The organism is Amycolatopsis sp. NBC_00355 (genome assembly GCF_036104975.1).
Taxonomy (GTDB): domain Bacteria; phylum Actinomycetota; class Actinomycetes; order Mycobacteriales; family Pseudonocardiaceae; genus Amycolatopsis.
The window spans coordinates 7,911,500-7,928,655 of the sequence record NZ_CP107982.1 but is presented as its reverse complement, the minus strand read 5'-3'; the positions used below and the strand labels follow the sequence as shown (position 1 = coordinate 7,928,655).

Sequence of the window (17,156 nt, the reverse complement as noted above, 5' to 3'; positions counted from 1 at the left end):
CACGGTGGTCGGGTCGGTCATGGGCCTGGGACCTGCCTGCCTTCGGGGCGCAGCGGGCAGCAGCCGCGCGCCGGGCAGCGGTCGCAGTCCACGTTCTCCTGCGCCTGGTAGTCCGGCCCCGCCGCGGACGCCGCCGCGCCGCGGACCAGGTCCAGCCACTGCTTGCCGCCCACCTCGTCCATCGGTGGCTGCGACCGCTCGGTCGAACCCGTCTTGTTGTTGGCCTTGGCCACGTACACCAGCCGCGCGCCGCCCGCCTCCGTGCGTCCCTCGATCGCGCCGAGCAGCACCGCCAGCTGGTACGCGGCGAGCTGCGGGTGCTTCTCGGCGTCGGCGCCGGACACCGGGACCTTGCCGGTCTTGATGTCGACGATCACCGGCCGGCCCTCGGAATCCAGCTCGACCCGGTCGACCCGCCCCCGCAGCAGTACGCGCACCTCGTCCTCGCCGCCGGCCGGCAGCTCGACCTCGATGTCCTGCTCGACGCCGGCTTCCTTCAGCTCCGCCCGGCTGCGTTCCAGCCAGGTGACGAAGTTCTGCAGCATCCCCTCGACCCGGCGTCGCTCCCGCTTCGAGAACCACGGCGCGCCCGCGTCGACGCGCACCCACGCGTCGTCCAGCGCGGCCTGCAGCTCGGCGTCGGTGCTCCCGGACGCGACGGCCTGCGCGAGCCCGTGCACCAGCGTCCCGGTGACGGCGGCCAGCTGCGCCGGATCGCTGCCGCCGTGCCGCTCGATCATCCACCGCAGCGGGCACTTCGTCAGGATTTCCACTGTGGACGGTGAGATCCGGATCAGGTCGCCGGGCGGGTGCACCGGCTCGTCGGTGGACGCCGGGAGCAGGCCGTACCAGGTGCTCGGGTGGGCCCCGGGGACCTTGGCGTCGGCCAGCCGCCCGAGCTGCTTGGCCGCCCGACGCCGGCGCGCCGGGTCGGCCTTGTCGTCGCAGACGACCTCACGCAGCTCCCCCACCAGCTCGGCGAGCACCAGCGACCGGCCCGGCGGCTTCATCCGCGAGTCGAGGCCGCCGTCGTCGGCGCCGTTCTCCTCCAGGTCGTCGAGGAACCGCGACGGCTGTTCGTCCTCGCCGGAGACCGCGGTGACCAGCAACGTCTGCTTCGCGCGGCTCATCGCGAGGTAGAACAGCCGCCGTTCCTCGGCCAGGATCGGCGCGGTCTGGGAGACGGCGTCATCGTCCACACCGGACATCAGGTCCTTGAGCCGTTCCACGCCCAGCACGGATCCACGCAGCCGCAGGTCCGGCCAGGCGCCCTCCTGGACCCCGGCGACGGCGACGACCGTCCACTCGCGACCGGCGGCGGAGTGCGCGGTGAGCAGCGAGACGCCGTCGGCCGGGACGGCGGCGGGAGCGAGCGTGTCACCCGCGATCTGTTGCGCGCCGAGGTAGTCCGCGAAGGACGCGACACTCGATCGCGGCAGCCGGTCGACGTACCGGCCGGCCGCGTCGAACAGCGCGACGACGGCGTCGAGGTCGCGGTCGGCCTGCGCGCCCAGCGAACCGCCGCGCTCGGTCTGCTTCAGCAGCTTCTCCTGGAGGCCGCTTTCGTTCCACAGCTCCCACAGCACCTGCTCGACGCCGTCCCCGCGCGCGACGGCCTGGTGCGTGACGCGCAGCAGACCCCCGACGCGCCGCACCGGCTCGGCCTCGGCGTCACCCAGCCCGATGAGGATGTCCCCGCCACGCAGGGCTTCCACGAGCAGGTCGTCACTCGAGCGCTGCCCGCCGCCGGCCAGCTCGAGCCGTCGCAGACCGCGCCGGAGCCGCCGCAAGGCCAAGGGATCCGCGCCGCCGAGTGACGACGACAGCAGCATCTCGGCGAGGTCGACGTCGAGCAAGTCCGGCGAAGGGGCGAGTTTCAGCACCGCCAGCAGCGGCCGCACGGCGGATTGGCGCGCCAGCGGCAGTTCCTCGGTGGCCGAGCCGATCGGCACGCCCGCGGCGCGCAAAGCGCGTTGCAGCACCAGGAACGTTCGCGCCGGCGACCGGACGAGCACGGCGATCTCCGACCACGGCACCCCGTCGACGAGGTGCGCGCGGCGCAGCTGGTCGGCGATCCAGCTCGCCTCGGCGGCGGGGGTCGGCATCACGCGCACGCGGACGTTCCCGCCCGTCGCCCCGGCGGGCGCGACGATCTTGCGGTGCTGCGACAGCCCGGGCAGCGTCGCGCCGATCTTCGCGACCGCCACGCGGACCGCCGGGGCGAGCCGGTGCGACGTCGTGAGCGTGATGGTGCGGCTGCCGTCCGGGTCGGCGTCGGCGAACAGGCTCGCGTCGGCGCCGCGGAAGGAATAGACGTTCTGGTCGGGATCGCCGGCGACGACGAACTCGGCCGCGGTGTGCCCGATCATCCGGACCAGGCTGGTCTGCAGCGGGTCGAGGTGGTGGGCGTCGTCGACGAACAGGTGCCGCACGCGCGTGCGCTCCCGCTCGCGCAGCTCCTCGTCGTCCTCCAGCGCGAGCAACGCGGAGGTGACCAGCTCGGCGGCGTCGAGGGCGGGCGCGCTCGCCACGCCCAGCGCGTTCCCGCCCGCGCCCTGCAGCTGCGTGACCTCTTCGTACTGGGCCCAGAAGAGCCCGGCGGCGAGCCACTCCTCGCGGCCGCGGCGGCGGCCCAGCTCGGCGAGGTCCGCCGGCCCGAGCCCGCGCTCGGCCGCGCGCATCAGCAGGTCCCGCAGCTCCTCGGCGAACCCGGGGACCATCAGGGCCGGGCGCAGCTGCTCCGGCCAGTTCTCGGCGCCTTCGTCGAGGTCACCGGCGAGCAGTTCGCGGACGACGACGTCCTGTTCGGCCCCGGCGAGCAGCCGCGGCGCCGGGAGCTCCGCACCCATCGCTTCGAGCCGGAGCAGCGAATACGCGTACGAGTGGACGGTCCGGACGAGCGGCTCGCGGACGGTCCGGGGCAGCGGCCGCGCCAGGTCGGGGTCGGCGGTGAGGCTGCGGGTGATGTCGGCCCGCAGCGCGTCCGCGGCCTTGCGCGAGGTGGTCAGCACCAGCACGCTCTCCGGGTCGGCGCCCTCGGCGATCCGGCGGGTCGCGGCCGAGGCCAGCAGCGTCGTCTTCCCGGTGCCGGGCCCGCCGAGCACCCGCAGGAAACCCCCGGGTGCGGACAGTACGCGCCGAGCACCGTTGTCCCAGGTGAACGTGGGCAGGTCGGCGATCGGCGGGCGCACCAGCCGCGCGTTCGCCGGTCCCGTTCGCCTGCCGTTCACCCCGCGATGGAACCACGTCCGGAGTAACGGGCGTCGCACCGGCACACCTAAGCGACGGCGTGTTCGGTGAAGGTCACCGCTGGTGCGACAGGCGGCTGCGGAATGAGGCTTATTCTGGTTAGCCCGGCGCGACGGACTGTGACCGAGCGGCGAAAAGTGCCCTCTTGCGCCGGGCGACGGCTGAATAAGCCTCACTGTGTCGTACCTGTGCGGCAGAGTGGGGGCATGGACGACGTTCTGCACGAGCGGGTGCGGGAGATCATCGAGTCGGTGCCGGCCGGCACCGTCTCGACGTACGGCGACATCGCGGCTCTCGCCGGAGCCCCTTCGCCGCGGATGGTCGGCGCGATCCTCGCCGAGGACGGGCACGACCTGCCGTGGCACCGGATCCTGCGCGCCAACGGGACCCCGGCGCCGCACCTGGTCCACGACCAGCTCGAACGGCTGCGCGCGGAGGGCGTGCTGGCTGACGGCCAACGCGTCGACCTGCGGAAATACCGCTGGCAGCCCGAAGGCGCGGAGGATTCCGGGCCGGCGGGACTGTTCTGACCCACGCCCTTAGGTTAGCCTCGCCTAATGACGACGCAGGTGGAGCGACCGGCACTGACGTACCACCGGGCCCGCGTGACGATGGTCCGGCCGATCACGCCGCACACGGTGCGCGTGACGTTCGAGGCGGCGAGCTTCGCCGAGGTGCCCGCCGGCGCGCCGGACCAGTACGTCAAGGTCTTCTTCCCGCTCCCCGGCCAGGAGACGCCGAACCTGCCGGACACCGGTTCCGACGTCCTGTCGTGGTACCGAACGTACCTCGCGATGCCGGACGGCGTCCGCCCGCCGATGCGCACCTACACCGTGCGCGCGCACCGGCCGCTCTTCGCGGAGATCGACGTCGACTTCGTGCTGCACGGCGACACCGGCCCGGCCTCGGCGTGGGCGTCCCGCGTGACACCGGGCGACCGCGTCGCGTTCCTGGGCCCGCACGGCCTCTACGACGTCCCGGCCGGCACCGATTGGCAGCTGCTGACCGGCGACGAGACGGCGTTGCCCGCGATCGGCGCGATCATCGAGCAGCTCCCGGCCGGTGCGCGGCTTTCGGCGTACATCGAGGTCTCCGCGCGCGAAGAGCGTCAGACGTTCGAGACGCGCGGAGCGGTCGAAGTCCATTGGCTGGTCCGCGGCGCGCGACCGCACGGCGAGGCGTTGCTGGAGGCGGTCCGCGCGGCGGCCTTCCCCAGCGGGACGCCGTACGCGTGGGTGTCCGGCGAAGCGGGCGTGGTGAAGCTCGTGCGGCGGCACCTCGTGCGCGAGCGCGAGGTCGACAAGCGGCGGATCTGCTTCACGGGCTACTGGCGGCTCGGGATGAGCGAAGAGGCCGCGAGCCGGGAGTCGTTCCGCGCGGTGGAAGCGGGCGAGCTCCCCGAGGACTGACGCCGTAAGTGCAACCCTGGGGTTGCACCGCACTCCGTCATGTGCAACTGTGTCATTGCACATGAGACGACGAAGGAGTGCCGATGAGCACCGACAGCATCGAACGCGAGATCGTGATCGCCGCGAAGCCGGCCAAGGTCTGGCCGCTGGTGGCCGAGCCCGGTTTCTGGGCCACCGACGACGAAACCATCCAGGGCACCATGGCCGAAGAGGGCCAGACCCTGGTCGTCACGCACTCGGAGCACGGCGAGTTCCCGCTGCGCGTCGAGAAGGTCGACCCGCCGCACTACCTCGCCTACCGCTGGGTCAGCGCGTTCCCCGGCGAGGAGCTGCGTGAGGACAACTCGACGCTCGTCGAGTTCACCCTGACCCCCGAAGGCGACGGCACCCGCCTGCGCGTCGTCGAGAGCGGCTTCGCCACGCTGCCGACGTCCGACGAGAACCGCCGCAACGTCGTCAAGGACCACACCGGCGGTTGGGAGCAGTGCTTCACCACCCTCGCCGCACGCGCCGAATAATGGCGCACGACGTCGTCGACGGCGTCCTGGCCGCACTGGCCGACCCGACCCGTCGTCAGCTGCTGGACCTGCTCGCCTCCCACGGCCAGGCCACCGCGACGACCCTGGCCGGCGGCCTCCCCGTGTCGCGCCAGGCGATCGTCAAGCACCTCACCGTCCTCGACTCGGCCGGGCTGGTCGGCAGCGTGAAGATCGGCCGTGAGGTCCGCTACGCCGTGCGTTCGGAAGCCCTGGACGCGACGGCCCGCTGGATGACCTCGCTCGCCGCCGACTGGGACCGCCGGCTGGCCAAGATCAAGCGCCTCGCGGAGGCCGCCGAGCAGGACTGACTTCCTCCCAAAGGAGAACCCGTGTCCGTCGTTGCGCTACCCCCTGCCCATTTCACGCCGAGACAGCGCGCCGTCCTGGCCGTGCTGCTCGGCGCCGGCTTCCTGCTGTCGATCGACTTCTCGATCCTGAACGTCGCGTTGCCGCAGGTCGGCGCGGGTGTCGGGCTGGATCTGACGTCGCTGCCGTGGGTCAGCACGGCGTTCGTCCTGCCCGCGGCCGGCTTCACCCTGGTCTGCGGCCGCCTCGGGGACCTGTTCGGCCGCCGGCGGATGTTCCGCTCCGGCATGGCCCTGCTGGCCGCGGCGTCGCTGCTGGGCGGTCTCGCCACGACCCCGGAGCTGCTGCTGACGGCCCGCGCGTTGCAGGGCTTCGCCACCGCGATGACGCTGCCCTCGGCGTTGTCGCTGCTGACCACGACGTTCGCCGAAGGCCGGGCACGGGACCGCGTCCTCGGCCTCAACGGCGCCCTGCTCTCCGGCGGCTTCACCGTCGGCGCGCTGGTCGGCGGGGCCCTCGTCGGGCTGCTGAGCTGGCGCGCGGCGTTCTTCATGAACGTCCCGGTCGCCGCCGCCATCCTGGTCGCGACGCCGTTCCTCGTCCCCGAATCGACCGTTCCCGGCCGCGCGCGGCCGGACCTGCCCGGCGCGTTGACGGTCAGCGGCGGCCTGCTGGCGCTCGTCTACGCCGTCATCGACAAAAGCGTGCTCGCCGCGGTGGCCGGCGTGGTGCTGCTGACGGTGTTCTGGCTGATCGAACAGCGCTCACCCGCGCCGCTCGTGCCGCCGCGGATCCTGGCCCGCCGCACGGTCAAGTGGGGCAACTTCGCCGGGCTGGTGCTGTTCGCGATGGAACCCGCGGTGATCTTCCTGACGACCCTCTACCTGCAGCGGATCCTGGGGCTTTCGCCGTGGGCGACCGGCCTGGTCTTCGGTGTGCCGGGTCTGGCGTCGGTGGCCGCGGGCGTGCTCGCCGGGCGGGCCATCGGCCGCTTCGGCAGCCGCGTCCTGCTGGCCGCCGGGCTGACCGTCGAGGCGCTGGCGACGGTGCCGCTGCTGTTCCTCGGCCCCGGCCGCGGTGCCCTGTTGATCCTGCTGCCTGCCCTGTTCATCGGGTTCTTCGGGCACGTCGCCGCGATCGTGGCGTACACCGTGACCGCGACGTCCGGGCTTCCCGACGAGGAGCAGGGCCTGGCCACCGGGCTGACGTCGATGACGCAGCAGGTCGGCATCACCGTCGGCATCCCGGTCCTGAGCGCCGTCGCCGCGACGCAAGCCGCCGAGCTGACCGGCATCCACCTCGCGCTGGGCGTGGCCGTGGTCGTCACGCTCACCAGCGTCGTCCTGCTCACCGCCAAGCTGAAGGAGCCGTGATGGAGATCGTCGACCGCGCCACGTTCCAGACCGAGCTGGATGTCTTGCGCGCCAGGGAAAAAGCTCACACCCGCGAAAGTGACGCCATCGCCGCGGCCCGGCGCCGGCTGCCGGTGGTCGAGGTGGACGCCACCCTCGAGCTGCTCAGCCCGGACGGCCCGGTCACCTTGCTCGACGCGTTCGAGGGACGGCGTCAGCTCATCGCCTACTACTTCATGTGGAACCCCGGCCGGCCCGCCTCCGAGCAGTGCGAGGGCTGCACGTTCTACACGAACCAGGTCGCGGAACTCGCCAACCTGCACTCGCGCGACATCACGTACGCGGTCTTTTCCCAGGGCCGCAACGTTTCCACCGGCCCGGCCGACGCACAGGAGTCGTACGACGCGAGCCTCCGCTACCGCGGCTTCATGGACTGGCGCATGCCCTGGTACTCGGCCCAGCCGTCGCTCGGCACGCTGCTCGTCGGGCGCGAAGCCGGGCTGTTCCACCTGGTCTGCTACCTGCGGGACGGCGACCGCGTCTTCGAGACGTACTGGACGAAACGCCGTGGGGTGGAAGCGATGGACTACAGCTACGCGCTGATGGACCTGACGGTCTTCGGCCGCCAGGAGCCCTGGGAGGACTCGCCGGACGGCCGGCCGCAGGACCGCACGAACGTCCGGACCGACACCGGCGCGCCCGCGTGGACACCCGGCCCGGGCCGGCCCATCGCCCAGTGGCCACGGCTCGCGGCCGGCCGCTCCGACGACCTCGGCATCACGACGGCGCCGTACCAGCCGCCCCACCAGTGCCACTGAGGGCAGCGCTTTGCCCGTCGCCGCCAACCGAAACTCCCCCGCCACACCCAGGGGGGCGTGCCCTGCTCCAGTCTATCGGCCCACCCCACCCCGGATGGGTGACGCGGCACATCTGTGGATGGCCGGACGCGATGTGGACAACTCGGGCCGAAAGCCGTCAAGTCGGTTGACAGCTACACCTTGAGCGTCGTGACCAGGAGTTTCACCAGCGCTCCCAGGCGCTGCCGGTCCGGTTGCAGCGTGCGCACCTCGGCTTCTTCGAGCGGCGCCGCCGTCACCGGGCCGACGCACGCGCACACCACCGGGCCGCGCAACGCCGTCAGCAGCTCGTCGTAACGGCCGTAGTCCTGGGCCAGGGTCAGGAAGTTCGCCGCCGCGGGGGCGCTGGTGAACGCGATCGCGCCGAGCTCACCGGCGATCGCCGCGTCGATCAGGGCGTGCACCGGAGTCACGTCCGGCGGCGAATACCAGCGGTACGGCTGGACCGCGACCAGCCGCGCGCCGGCCTGTTCCAGCGCCGACGTGTGCTCCGGCAACGGCGTCCCGTGCAGCTGGACGGCCACGCGTTTGCCCGCCAGCCCCGCCGACGCGAGGGTCCCGAAGAGTTCCGCGTTGGACTCCGAAGCGGCCGAGAAGGACTCTCGCAGCCCGGCGCCGCGCAGCGCGCCCACGGCCTTCGGGCCGCGCGCGTAGATCCGGGACTCCCCCAGCGCCGTCAGCAGCCGGTCGCGCAGGCCCCAGCCGTCGGCCGCGGCCAGCCAGCCGCGAAAACCCGCGCCGGTCGTGATCGCCGTGAAGCCGACGGGTGAGGCCAGCAGCGCTTCGGTGCCCGCGCGCAGGTCGGGATCGGCGTCGAGGGGGACGATGGTGATCGTGGGCGCGTGGCGGACATCGGCGCCGTAGCGTTCGAGGGCCTCGATGAAGTCGTCGGCCCGCCGTTCGGCCGTGACGCCGATCGCGATCCCGCTCAGCTCACCCATAGATCGCGCCCATCTCCTCGATCGCCTCCGCCAGCTGCGCCCGCAGGTCCGCGGGCTCGAGGACCTCCAGGTGCGGCCCGAAGCGCAGCAGCTCGCCGATGGCCGGCTCGCCCGGCTCCACCGGCAGCTCCATGGTGAGCCAGCCGTCCGCGGCCGGCTCGTTCGGGCACTCGCGCAGGGCCCGGGCCCCGACGGAGCCCGCGTAGAACGGTACGAGAGCCTGCGCCCGCGGCGACAGCCGCACCACGGCGACACGCGGGTACATCCGCCGTTCGAACTGCTCGGACCACTCCTGCCAGTAGGCCGCGAGGTCGAAGCCGGCCGGCCGCTCGAACTCCTCGCCGAGGTCCGTCAGCTCCTGGATCCGCGAGATCCGGTAGGTCCGGTCGGAGCCGTCGCAGCGGCCGGCGAGGTACCAGTTGCCGGCTTTGAGGATCAGCCCCAGCGGCTCGACGTCCCGCTCGACGATCCGCTGGCCCCAGCGTTCGTAGCGGATCCGGATCCGGTGCGCCGACCACACGGCGTCGGCGACCGCGGACAGCGTCGGCAGGCTTTCGATGCCGCGGTGCCAGCCGGGGACGTCCAGGTAGAAGCGCTCGGCGACGCGCCCGGCGCGGTCGCGCAGCTCCCGCGGCAGCGCGGCGTAGAGCTTGAGCTGGGCGGCCGCGAGCACGGTGCCGAGCCCCAGCTCGGCGGCGGCGACGGGCAGCCCGGCCAGCGAGAGCGACTGCGCCTCTTCCTCGGTCATCCCGGTGAGGCGCGTCCGGTAGCCGTCGACCAGGCGGTACCCGCCGGTCCGGCCGCGATCGGCGTACACCGGGACGCCGGACGCCGAGAGCGCGTCGATGTCCCGGTAGACCGTGCGGACCGAGACCTCCAGCTCCTCGGCCAGCTCTTCCGCCGTCATCCGGCCGCGGTTCTGCAGCAGGAGGAGGACGGACAGGAGGCGGCTGGCGCGCATGTCACCCAGTATGACCGAAATACCTGACACAAGCTGACAGGTATGACCGTCAGACTGTCTTCCATGAACGCATTCACCATGAAGAACTGGGAAGAGAACGTCGTCAGCGGCTCTGAGAACGGGCCGCGGGTGGCGTACGCGCACGCCTCGATGGCGTACGAGGGTGTCATCGAGGGTGAATCGGTCTGCGACCTGCTGCTCTACTACGCGGGCGAAGGCTACGACAGCGGTTCGACGACGTCGCCGAGCCTCGAGCGCTTCGACGGCAAGGTCGACGGTCGCGAAGGGACGTTCATCGTGCGTCACGAGTTCACGTTCGACGCGAAGGGCATCGCCTCGACGTTCACCGTGGTGCCCGGCTCCGGCACCGGCGCGCTGACCGGGCTCACCGGCTCCGGCACGGTCGGGGGCGCGATGGGCGAGGAGAAAATGGGGTACACCTTCGAGTACACGATCTAGGAGTCGCAGGTGGACCGTCGTCAGGTACTCGCCTACCGCATCGCCGAGCACGGGCTGCACCGTGACGCGAAGGACGTCGCGGAGCTCGCCGTCGTCCGGGCCGGGCTGCAGGACAGCATGCGCGACACCGCGCTGCTGGCCGCCGTCGCCCGGGTGTCCTCCGTGTCGTCCGCGTCCATTCTCGACGACGACCGCCTGGTGCTGGCGTGGACGCTGCGGGGCGCGCCGCACTTCCACCTCCGCGACGACCTCACCGAGGTGACCCGCGCCCTGGTCCCGCTGGACGACGCGGACGCGCTGGCCCGGATGCTGTGGCAGCGCAAGGAACTGGCGGCGACGGGCCTGGCGGCGGCCGAAGTGGTCTTCACGGCGGCCGCGGCCCTCCGGAAGGTCGTCACGTCGGAGATGACCAAGGGCGCGGTCTCGACGGCGGTGACGAAGCTGGTGCCGCCGGAGTTCTCCCGCTGGTGCCGGGGGTGCGACGCGACGCACATCCACGAGCAGCTGATGCGCATCGCGGCCCCTCTCGGCGGCCTCCGCCTGGTCGCGGGCGCCACCCCGGCAACGCTGGCACCGCTGGAAGGCCGCGGCCGCATGCGCAAGACGCCGGACCCCACGGCGGCGACGTCGGTGGTCGAGTCGTACCTGCGTCTCAACGGCCCGGCGTCCCCGGGCGAAGCGGCGGAGTTCGTCGGGACTTCGCGGGCGGTGGTGGACCGCACGTGGCCCGCTGACCTGGCCGAGGTGCGGGTGGAGGGCAAGGCCCGCTACCTGCCCTCTGCGTGTCTGCCGGCGCTGGAAAACCCGCCGGAGCCGGACGTCGTGCGGCTGCTGCCGCCGTGGGACCCGTTCATCCAGGCGCGCGACAAGGCCTTGCTGGTCCCGGACCCGGCGCGACGCAAGGAAGTCTGGAAGATGCTGGGCAACCCGGGCGTACTGCTGGCCGAGGGCGACATCGCGGGCACGTGGCGCACGAAGGCGAGCGGCGCGAAGCTGACGTTCACCCTGACGCCGTTCGACCCCCTCCGACCGGCCTCCCGGGAGGCCGCGGAAGCGGAAGCGGCGCTGGTCGCGACGGCCCGGGGGTTCGCGAAACACGACGTCACCTGGGCGGTCTAGGCGCGTGGCATCCGGGTGAAAGTCGCGTCTCTCCTAACCCTTCCGGCTCCCGCGGGCGTGCAGCCGCCGTCAGGAACCGCGAGACGGGGAGTGAAGTCGATGCGACAGACAGGGATTCGGACCCGGGCGATCGCCGGGGCGGCGGCGGTGGCCGCCACCGCGGCAGGTCTGCTGGCGGGGCCGGTGGTGCAGCCCGCCGCCGCGGCCGGTTCGCCGGAGCTGGCCGCGTCCGCGGCCGCCGCTGCCCGCGCCGCGTACCCCACCAACCACTTCAACGTCCCCTACGGCGCTTCCTACGCCCAAGGCACCTTGACCTGGTACAACCGTTCCGTCGGCGTGACCGGGACACGCAAGGTCCACAGCGTCTGCCAGCGCTTCTACCTGTACACCTACGACAGCGCCGTACACGAGCTGGACGTCCGGAGCACCAGCCTCCTGTGCCCGACCGCCCAGGCCGCGATCACCCCCTTCTCGGTTCCGGCGGACGTCCCCGGCGGAGCGGCCTTCGTGTCCGCCTGCCTCGCGGACGACCAGCTCCACCCGCTCGGCGACTGCGTCGCGTATGCCCGCTCGGACGCGAGCTGACGTTCGCCCGGCTCGAGAGCGGGCTCGGTCATCTCCGAGCCCGCTCAGGCGTCCACCGCCAGCCGGTAGCCGCGCTTCACCACCGTCTGCACCACTCGCCCGCCACCCAGTGACGTCCGCAGCCGGCCGATCGCCGTCTCCACCGCGTGCTCCTCGCCGCCGCCCGGCAAGGCCGCGATCAGCTCGCGCCGCGACACCACCCGGCCGGGCGACGCCGCCAATGCCCGCAGCAGCGCCATCGGTGCCGGCGCGACCTCGCACCATTCACCATCCACAATGGCCGCCTCACCGCGGAGTTCCAGGCACCGCCCGCCCGCCCGCAACCGCGGCGAACGCGCCACCAGCGTCTCCGCAAGCGTCCGGGCCAGCGCGCCGATCCGCGCTCGGTGCGGCTGGATCGTCGGGACACCCAACGCAGCCAGCGGACCCGCCGTGATCGGGCCGACGCACGCGGCCACCACGGGGCCCGAAAGCGCCGAGATCAACCCGGGCAGCCGGCCCGTGCGGCGGGCCAGAGCCAGCAAGGAAGCCACAGCCGGCGCGCTCGTGAACGGCAGCGCGTGGATCGAGCCCTCCAGCACGCCGTCGAGCAGGCGGTCCACCGGGCCCGGGTCGACCGGGCCGACCCAGCGGTACACCGAAATCTCGATGACCTCCGCGCCCGCCTCGCGCAGCGTGTCCACGAAGTACGGCAGCGGCTCGCCGTGCAGCTGGACCGCGATCCGCCTGCCGGAGACGCCGGTGGCCAGCAGGTGCTGCAAGAGTTCCGCGTTGCTCTCCGACGCCGGCGAGTAGTCCTCCGACAACCCCGCCGCGCGGATCGCCCCCGTCACCTTCGGGCCGCGCGCGAGCAGCATCGACGTCGAAAGGCGCGCGACCAGCTCCTCCCCCAGGCCCCAGCCCTCGGCCGCCTCCAGCCAGCCGCGGAAGCCGATGCCGGTCGTCGCCACCACGGCGTCCACCGGTGAGCCGAGCAGCCGCGCGGTCGCCGCGTGCAGCTCGGTGTCGTCCGTCAGCGGCACGATCCGGATCGCCGGGCCGTACCGGACGCCCGCCCCCTTGCGCACCAGCAGCGCGCCGAGCTCGTCCGCCCGGCGCGCCGCGGTGATGCCGATGACAAAACCGGCCAGCGGGAGCACTTCCGTCACGGCGACTCCACTTCGACCACGCCCTCTCGCACGCGCACCCCGTACACCGGGACCGAGACGCCCTCGGCGTCCAGGCACTGTCCACTGTCGAGCGCGAACCGTTCTTTGTAGACCGGCGACGCGACCACGGGCACCCCGCCGGCGTCCCCGACGATCCCCCGCGAAAGCACCGCCGCGCCACTGCACGGGTCCCAATTGGACAGTGCGTACCACCGCGCACCCGGCAGCCGGAAGATCGCCACCTGGACGCCGTCCAGCAGGGCGGCGACCCCCGAGTACTCCGGCACCGCGTCCACGCCGCACACCGCCGTCCACGTCCGTTCGAGAGACGTCGTCATCGCCGCACCTCCGGGACACCCAGCATGACCGGCACTTTCTGCGCCCGCTCGGACCGGAACGAGATCGCCGGGTCGGGCGTGCCCGGCGCGTTGACGAAGGAGGTGAACCGGGCCAGCTTCTCCGGATCCTCCAGCACACCGCGCCACTCGTCGACGTAGTTGTCGACGTGCTTGGCCATCGCCGCGTCGAGGTCCTCGCAGATGCCGAGGCTGTCGTCGACGATCACCGCGCGCAGGTGGTCGAGCCCGCCGTCCAGCTCCTCGATCCACGGCGCCGTGCGCTGCAGCCGGTCGGCCGTGCGGACGTAGAACATCAGGAACCGGTCGATCGTCCGAATCAACGTTTCTGTGTCCACATCGGACACCAGCAGCTCCGCGTGCCGCGGTGTCGTGCCGCCGTTGCCGCCGACGTAGAGGTTCCAGCCGTTCTCCGTCGCGATGATCCCGAAGTCCTTGCTCCGCGCCTCGGCGCACTCGCGCGCACAACCGGACACCGCCGACTTCAGCTTGTGCGGCGACCGCAGCCCGCGGTACCGCAGCTCCAGCTCGATCGCCAGGCCGACGCTGTCCTGCACGCCGTAGCGGCACCACGTCGACCCGACGCACGACTTCACCGTGCGCAGCGCCTTGCCGTACGCGTGCCCGGACTCGAACCCGGCGTCGACCAGCCGGCGCCAGATCAGCGGCAGCTGGTCCACCGTGGCGCCGAACAGGTCGATCCGCTGCCCGCCGGTGATCTTGGTGTACAGCCCGAAGTCCTTCGCCACCTGCCCGATCACGATCAGCTTCTCCGGCGTGATCTCGCCGCCGGGGATCCGCGGGACGACCGAGTAGGTGCCGTTGCGCTGGATGTTGGCCAGGAACCGGTCGTTGGTGTCCTGCAACGTCATCCGCTCGCCGCCGAGCACGTGACCGCCGCCCAGCGTGGCCAGGATCGACGCCACCGCGGGCTTGCAGACCGCGCAGCCGGTGCCCGTGCCGTAACGGGCGATGACCTCGCTGAACGTCGGGATCCGGGTGGCCCGGACGATCTCGAACAGTTCCGCCCGCGACTGTCCGAAGTGCTCACACAGGGCTTTCGACTGCTCGACGCCGGCCGCGGTCAGCAGCCTCCCGAGCAGCGGGACGCAGGAGCCGCACGCGGTCCCGGCGCGGGTGCATGCCTTGAGCTCGCCGACGGTGTCGCAGCCGTCCTCGTGGATCGCCCGCGTGAGCGTGCCCTTGGAAACGGCGTTGCACGAACAGATCTGCGCCGCGTCCGGCAGCGCGTCGACGCCGACCGCGGCGCCGCCTCCGGCCGGGGCGAGGATCGCCGAAGGCTCGGCCGGCAGCGGACGGCCGACCAGGGCCCGCAGCGTGTTGTACTCCGCCGCGTCACCGACCAGCACCCCGCCGAGCAGCGTCTTGCCGTCGTCGGTGACCACGAGCTTCTTGTACGTCCCGGCGACCGCGTCGTTGACGGCGACCTCGAGCGCGCCCTCGGTGGCCGCGTGCGCGTCACCGAACGACGCGACGTCGACGCCCATCAGCTTCAGCTTGGTCGACGTGTCCGGCTCCGGGAACGTCCCGGAACCGCCGGTCAGCTGCGCCGCGACGATCTCGGCCATCGCGTACCCGGGTGCCACGATGCCGTAGACGCGGCCCTCGACCGCGGCACACTCACCGATCGCGTACACCGCCGGATCACCGGTGCGGCAGGAAGAGTCGACGAGTACGCCACCGCGCGGGCCGACGTCCAAACCGGACTGCCGCGCGAGGTCGTCCCGCGGTCGCACCCCGGCGGAGAACACGACCAGGTCGACGTCCAGCTCAGTGCCGTTGCCCAGGCGGGCCACCAGCCGCGAGCCGTCGGCCTCGATCGCGTCGGTCGAGGTTCCCGTGTGGACAGTCACATCCAGCCCGGAGATGAGCCGCCGCAGCAGCGAGCCGCCACCCTCGTCGACCTGGAGCGGCATCAGCCGCGGCGCCATTTCGACGACGTGCGGCGATAGTCCCATGTCCCGCAACGCCTTGGCCGCCTCCAGGCCGAGCAGGCCACCGCCGATGACGACGGCCGCCCGTCGTCCCCGGCCGGGCCGCTCGGCCGCCGCGCGGATCGCGTCGAGGTCCTCGATGGTCCGGTAGACGAAACAGCCGGGCAGGTCGTGCCCGGGCACCGGCGGCACGAACGGCCGCGAGCCGGTGGCCAGGACCAGAGCGTCGTACGAGACGGTGGAACCGGACGCGGTGGCGACCGTGCGAGCGGCTCGGTCCACCGACACGGCCAGTTCACCGAGCCGCAGGTCCACATGGGAGTCACCGGCGTAGTCCGAGCCGGGCAGCGCCAGCGACGCGGGGTCCCAGCCGTCCACATAGGACGTCAGGGCCACCCGGTCGTACGCCGGGCGCGGCTCCTCGGAGAGCACGACGATCCGCCAGGTTCCGGAGCTGTCGGCGGTGCGCACCGCCTCCACCAGGCGGTGGGCGACCATGCCGTGTCCGGCGACGACCAGGGTGGGCATCTCAGACCTCCGCTCCCGCGAGCGCCAGACCGCGCTCACTCGGCTGTTCGGCGGGCTTGCGCAGGTAGACCGCCCAGGTGACGGCGAAGCACAGCCCGTAGAAGACCAGGAACCCGACGAACGCCGGCACGCCGCTCTTGGTGTCGGCGAACGACTGCCGGAACGCCAGGTTGATGAACAGCCCGCCTTCCGCGCCGATCGCGCCGGCCAGGCCGATCAGCGCACCGGACAGCCGCCGCGCCTTGAGCAGTTCAGCCGCCTCCTCGGCACCGTTCGCGATCGCCGTGCGGGCTTTCGCGCGGAAGATCGCCGGGATCATCTTGTACGTCGAACCGTTGCCGACGCCGGTGAGGACAAAGAGGACGATGAACGCGACGGTGAACAGCGTCAGGGACTTCGACGTCGAGGCGAGGATCAGCACGACCGTCGCGAGCGCCATCCCGACGAACGTGGCGAAGGTGACCTTGCCGCCGCCGATCCGGTCGGACAGCCGGCCGCCTGCCGGCCGCGCGAGCGAGCCGAGCAGCGGTCCGAGGAACGTCACCGCGGCCGCCTGCAGCGGCGTCCGGCCGAACTGGTTCTGCAGCACCAGCCCGAACGCGAAGCTGTAGCCGATGAACGAACCGAACGTGCCGACGTAGAGGAACGACATCACCCAGGTGTGCGGGTCCTTGACGACCTCACGCATCGCCTTGGTGTCGCCACGCACCGTCGCGAGGTTGTCCATGTAGAAGTACGCGCACACCGCCGCGACCACGATCAGCGGGATGTAGACGTACAGCACGATCCGCGGCGCGGTCGCGCCCGCCGTGCCGATCACGAGCAGTCCGACGAGCTGGATCGCCGCGACACCGAGGTTGCCGCCGCCGGCGTTGAGGCCGAGCGCCCAGCCCTTGTGCTTCTCCGGGTAGAACGTGTTGATGTTGGTCATCGACGACGCGAAGTTGCCGCCGCCGACCCCGCCGAGGGCCGCGACCAGCAGGAACGTGCCGAGTGAGGTCCCGGGGTGCAGCACCGCGGCGGCCAGGATCGTCGGGATCAGCAGCAGGAGGGCACTGACGACCGTCCAATTGCGACCGCCGAACTTGGCCACCGCGAAGGTGTAGGGCAGTCGCATCAGGCCGCCGATCAGCGTCGGCGTCGAGACGAGCAGGAACTTGTCGGCGGCGTCGAAGCCGTAGTCCTTGCCCATGAACAGGACGATGACCGACCACAGTGTCCAGACGGAGAACCCGATGTGCTCGGCCAGCACGGAGAACCACAGGTTGCGGCGGGCGACCTTCTTGCCGGTCTCCTCCCAGAACGTCTCGTCTTCGGGTTCCCAGTGCTCGATCCAGTGCTTCCCTTGGTGGGCCATCACGTTCTCCTCGTCCGAAGGTCGGGTGGTCGTCG

The 17,156-nt window shown here is 72.1% G+C and carries 16 protein-coding genes; 9 read left to right on the top strand and 7 right to left on the bottom strand.

The window, feature by feature from the left end; genetic code table 11:
• Window positions 1-17: 17 nt before the first annotated feature.
• Window positions 18-3,191, bottom strand: coding sequence for an ATP-dependent helicase (locus tag OHS18_RS36545; RefSeq protein WP_328618644.1), 3,174 nt, complete (start codon window positions 3,189-3,191; stop codon window positions 18-20).
• Window positions 3,192-3,455: 264 nt separating this feature from the next.
• On the opposite strand from OHS18_RS36545, the gene OHS18_RS36540 reads away from it, so the two are divergent.
• The 6 genes from OHS18_RS36540 (at window position 3,456) to OHS18_RS36515 (ending at window position 7,673) form a co-directional block, all read left to right on the top strand.
• Window positions 3,456-3,779: an MGMT family protein gene (locus OHS18_RS36540; RefSeq protein ID WP_328613833.1), complete on the top strand. Its 324-nt coding sequence runs from the start codon at window positions 3,456-3,458 to the stop codon at window positions 3,777-3,779.
• A gap of 27 nt (window positions 3,780-3,806) precedes the next feature.
• A complete protein-coding gene (locus OHS18_RS36535) occupies window positions 3,807-4,658 on the top strand; it encodes a siderophore-interacting protein (RefSeq protein WP_328613832.1) in 852 nt (283 codons plus the stop codon).
• 83 nt (window positions 4,659-4,741) lie between these two features.
• On the top strand, window positions 4,742-5,176 hold the full coding sequence (locus OHS18_RS36530; protein WP_326946355.1) for an SRPBCC domain-containing protein: 435 nt from the start codon (window positions 4,742-4,744) through the stop codon (window positions 5,174-5,176).
• On the top strand, window positions 5,176-5,505 hold the full coding sequence (locus tag OHS18_RS36525) for an ArsR/SmtB family transcription factor (RefSeq protein WP_328444790.1): 330 nt from the start codon (window positions 5,176-5,178) through the stop codon (window positions 5,503-5,505). Before OHS18_RS36530 ends, OHS18_RS36525 begins: the two co-directional genes overlap by 1 nt.
• Window positions 5,506-5,526: 21 nt before the next feature.
• Entirely contained in the window at window positions 5,527-6,876 is a 1,350-nt protein-coding gene (locus tag OHS18_RS36520) for an MFS transporter (protein ID WP_328613831.1), read from the top strand.
• Window positions 6,876-7,673, top strand: coding sequence for a DUF899 family protein (locus OHS18_RS36515; protein WP_328613830.1), 798 nt, complete (start codon window positions 6,876-6,878; stop codon window positions 7,671-7,673). Before OHS18_RS36520 ends, OHS18_RS36515 begins: the two co-directional genes overlap by 1 nt.
• A 173-nt stretch (window positions 7,674-7,846) precedes the next feature.
• Here OHS18_RS36515 and OHS18_RS36510 read toward each other — a convergent pair whose 3' ends face one another.
• Both OHS18_RS36510 and OHS18_RS36505 read right to left on the bottom strand, forming a co-directional pair.
• Window positions 7,847-8,653 carry a uroporphyrinogen-III synthase gene (locus OHS18_RS36510; RefSeq protein ID WP_328613829.1) on the bottom strand — a complete coding sequence of 269 codons (807 nt, stop codon included), beginning with the start codon at window positions 8,651-8,653 and terminating at the stop codon, window positions 7,847-7,849.
• The gene (locus OHS18_RS36505) at window positions 8,646-9,614 is read right to left on the bottom strand and encodes a helix-turn-helix transcriptional regulator (RefSeq protein WP_328444798.1); all 969 of its coding nucleotides are present in this window, start codon (window positions 9,612-9,614) and stop codon (window positions 8,646-8,648) included. Before OHS18_RS36505 ends, OHS18_RS36510 begins: the two co-directional genes overlap by 8 nt.
• A 63-nt stretch (window positions 9,615-9,677) precedes the next feature.
• Between OHS18_RS36505 and OHS18_RS36500 the strand changes: the two genes are divergently transcribed.
• The 3 genes from OHS18_RS36500 (at window position 9,678) to OHS18_RS36490 (ending at window position 11,777) form a co-directional block, all read left to right on the top strand.
• A complete protein-coding gene (locus OHS18_RS36500; protein WP_328444800.1) occupies window positions 9,678-10,073 on the top strand; it encodes a DUF3224 domain-containing protein in 396 nt (131 codons plus the stop codon).
• A 9-nt stretch (window positions 10,074-10,082) separates the two neighbouring features.
• Entirely contained in the window at window positions 10,083-11,192 is a 1,110-nt protein-coding gene (locus OHS18_RS36495) for a DNA glycosylase AlkZ-like family protein (protein WP_328613828.1), read from the top strand.
• Window positions 11,193-11,291: 99 nt separating this feature from the next.
• Window positions 11,292-11,777: a hypothetical protein gene (locus tag OHS18_RS36490; protein WP_328613827.1), complete on the top strand. Its 486-nt coding sequence runs from the start codon at window positions 11,292-11,294 to the stop codon at window positions 11,775-11,777.
• Window positions 11,778-11,821: 44 nt separating this feature from the next.
• Here the strand turns inward: OHS18_RS36490 and OHS18_RS36485 are convergent, their stop codons facing one another.
• The 4 genes from OHS18_RS36485 to OHS18_RS36470 are packed head-to-tail and all read right to left on the bottom strand — an operon-like array spanning window position 11,822 to window position 17,121.
• Window positions 11,822-12,925: a uroporphyrinogen-III synthase gene (locus tag OHS18_RS36485; RefSeq protein ID WP_328444806.1), complete on the bottom strand. Its 1,104-nt coding sequence runs from the start codon at window positions 12,923-12,925 to the stop codon at window positions 11,822-11,824.
• On the bottom strand, window positions 12,922-13,263 hold the full coding sequence (nirD, locus tag OHS18_RS36480) for a nitrite reductase small subunit NirD (protein WP_328444808.1): 342 nt from the start codon (window positions 13,261-13,263) through the stop codon (window positions 12,922-12,924). Before nirD ends, OHS18_RS36485 begins: the two co-directional genes overlap by 4 nt.
• Window positions 13,260-15,764, bottom strand: coding sequence for a nitrite reductase large subunit NirB (gene nirB, locus OHS18_RS36475; RefSeq protein ID WP_328613826.1), 2,505 nt, complete (start codon window positions 15,762-15,764; stop codon window positions 13,260-13,262). Before nirB ends, nirD begins: the two co-directional genes overlap by 4 nt.
• Before the next feature lies 1 nt (window position 15,765).
• The gene (locus tag OHS18_RS36470) at window positions 15,766-17,121 is read right to left on the bottom strand and encodes a nitrate/nitrite transporter (protein WP_328613825.1); all 1,356 of its coding nucleotides are present in this window, start codon (window positions 17,119-17,121) and stop codon (window positions 15,766-15,768) included.
• Window positions 17,122-17,156: the final 35 nt, after the last annotated feature.

Excerpts from the sequence above, each read along its gene's own strand:
- OHS18_RS36525 (WP_328444790.1), top strand. The coding sequence starts at position 5,176 with ATGGCGCACGACGTCGTCGACGGCGTCCTGGCCGCACTGGCCGACCCG.
- OHS18_RS36510 (WP_328613829.1), bottom strand. The coding sequence starts at position 8,653 with ATGGGTGAGCTGAGCGGGATCGCGATCGGCGTCACGGCCGAACGGCGG.
- OHS18_RS36535 (WP_328613832.1), top strand. The coding sequence starts at position 3,807 with ATGACGACGCAGGTGGAGCGACCGGCACTGACGTACCACCGGGCCCGC.
- OHS18_RS36500 (WP_328444800.1), top strand. The coding sequence starts at position 9,678 with ATGAACGCATTCACCATGAAGAACTGGGAAGAGAACGTCGTCAGCGGC.
- OHS18_RS36515 (WP_328613830.1), top strand. The coding sequence starts at position 6,876 with ATGGAGATCGTCGACCGCGCCACGTTCCAGACCGAGCTGGATGTCTTG.
- OHS18_RS36530 (WP_326946355.1), top strand. The coding sequence starts at position 4,742 with ATGAGCACCGACAGCATCGAACGCGAGATCGTGATCGCCGCGAAGCCG.
- OHS18_RS36490 (WP_328613827.1), top strand. The coding sequence starts at position 11,292 with ATGCGACAGACAGGGATTCGGACCCGGGCGATCGCCGGGGCGGCGGCG.
- OHS18_RS36470 (WP_328613825.1), bottom strand. The coding sequence starts at position 17,121 with ATGGCCCACCAAGGGAAGCACTGGATCGAGCACTGGGAACCCGAAGAC.
- nirD (WP_328444808.1), bottom strand. The coding sequence starts at position 13,263 with ATGACGACGTCTCTCGAACGGACGTGGACGGCGGTGTGCGGCGTGGAC.
- OHS18_RS36505 (WP_328444798.1), bottom strand. The coding sequence starts at position 9,614 with ATGCGCGCCAGCCGCCTCCTGTCCGTCCTCCTCCTGCTGCAGAACCGC.
- OHS18_RS36540 (WP_328613833.1), top strand. The coding sequence starts at position 3,456 with ATGGACGACGTTCTGCACGAGCGGGTGCGGGAGATCATCGAGTCGGTG.
- nirB (WP_328613826.1), bottom strand. The coding sequence starts at position 15,764 with ATGCCCACCCTGGTCGTCGCCGGACACGGCATGGTCGCCCACCGCCTG.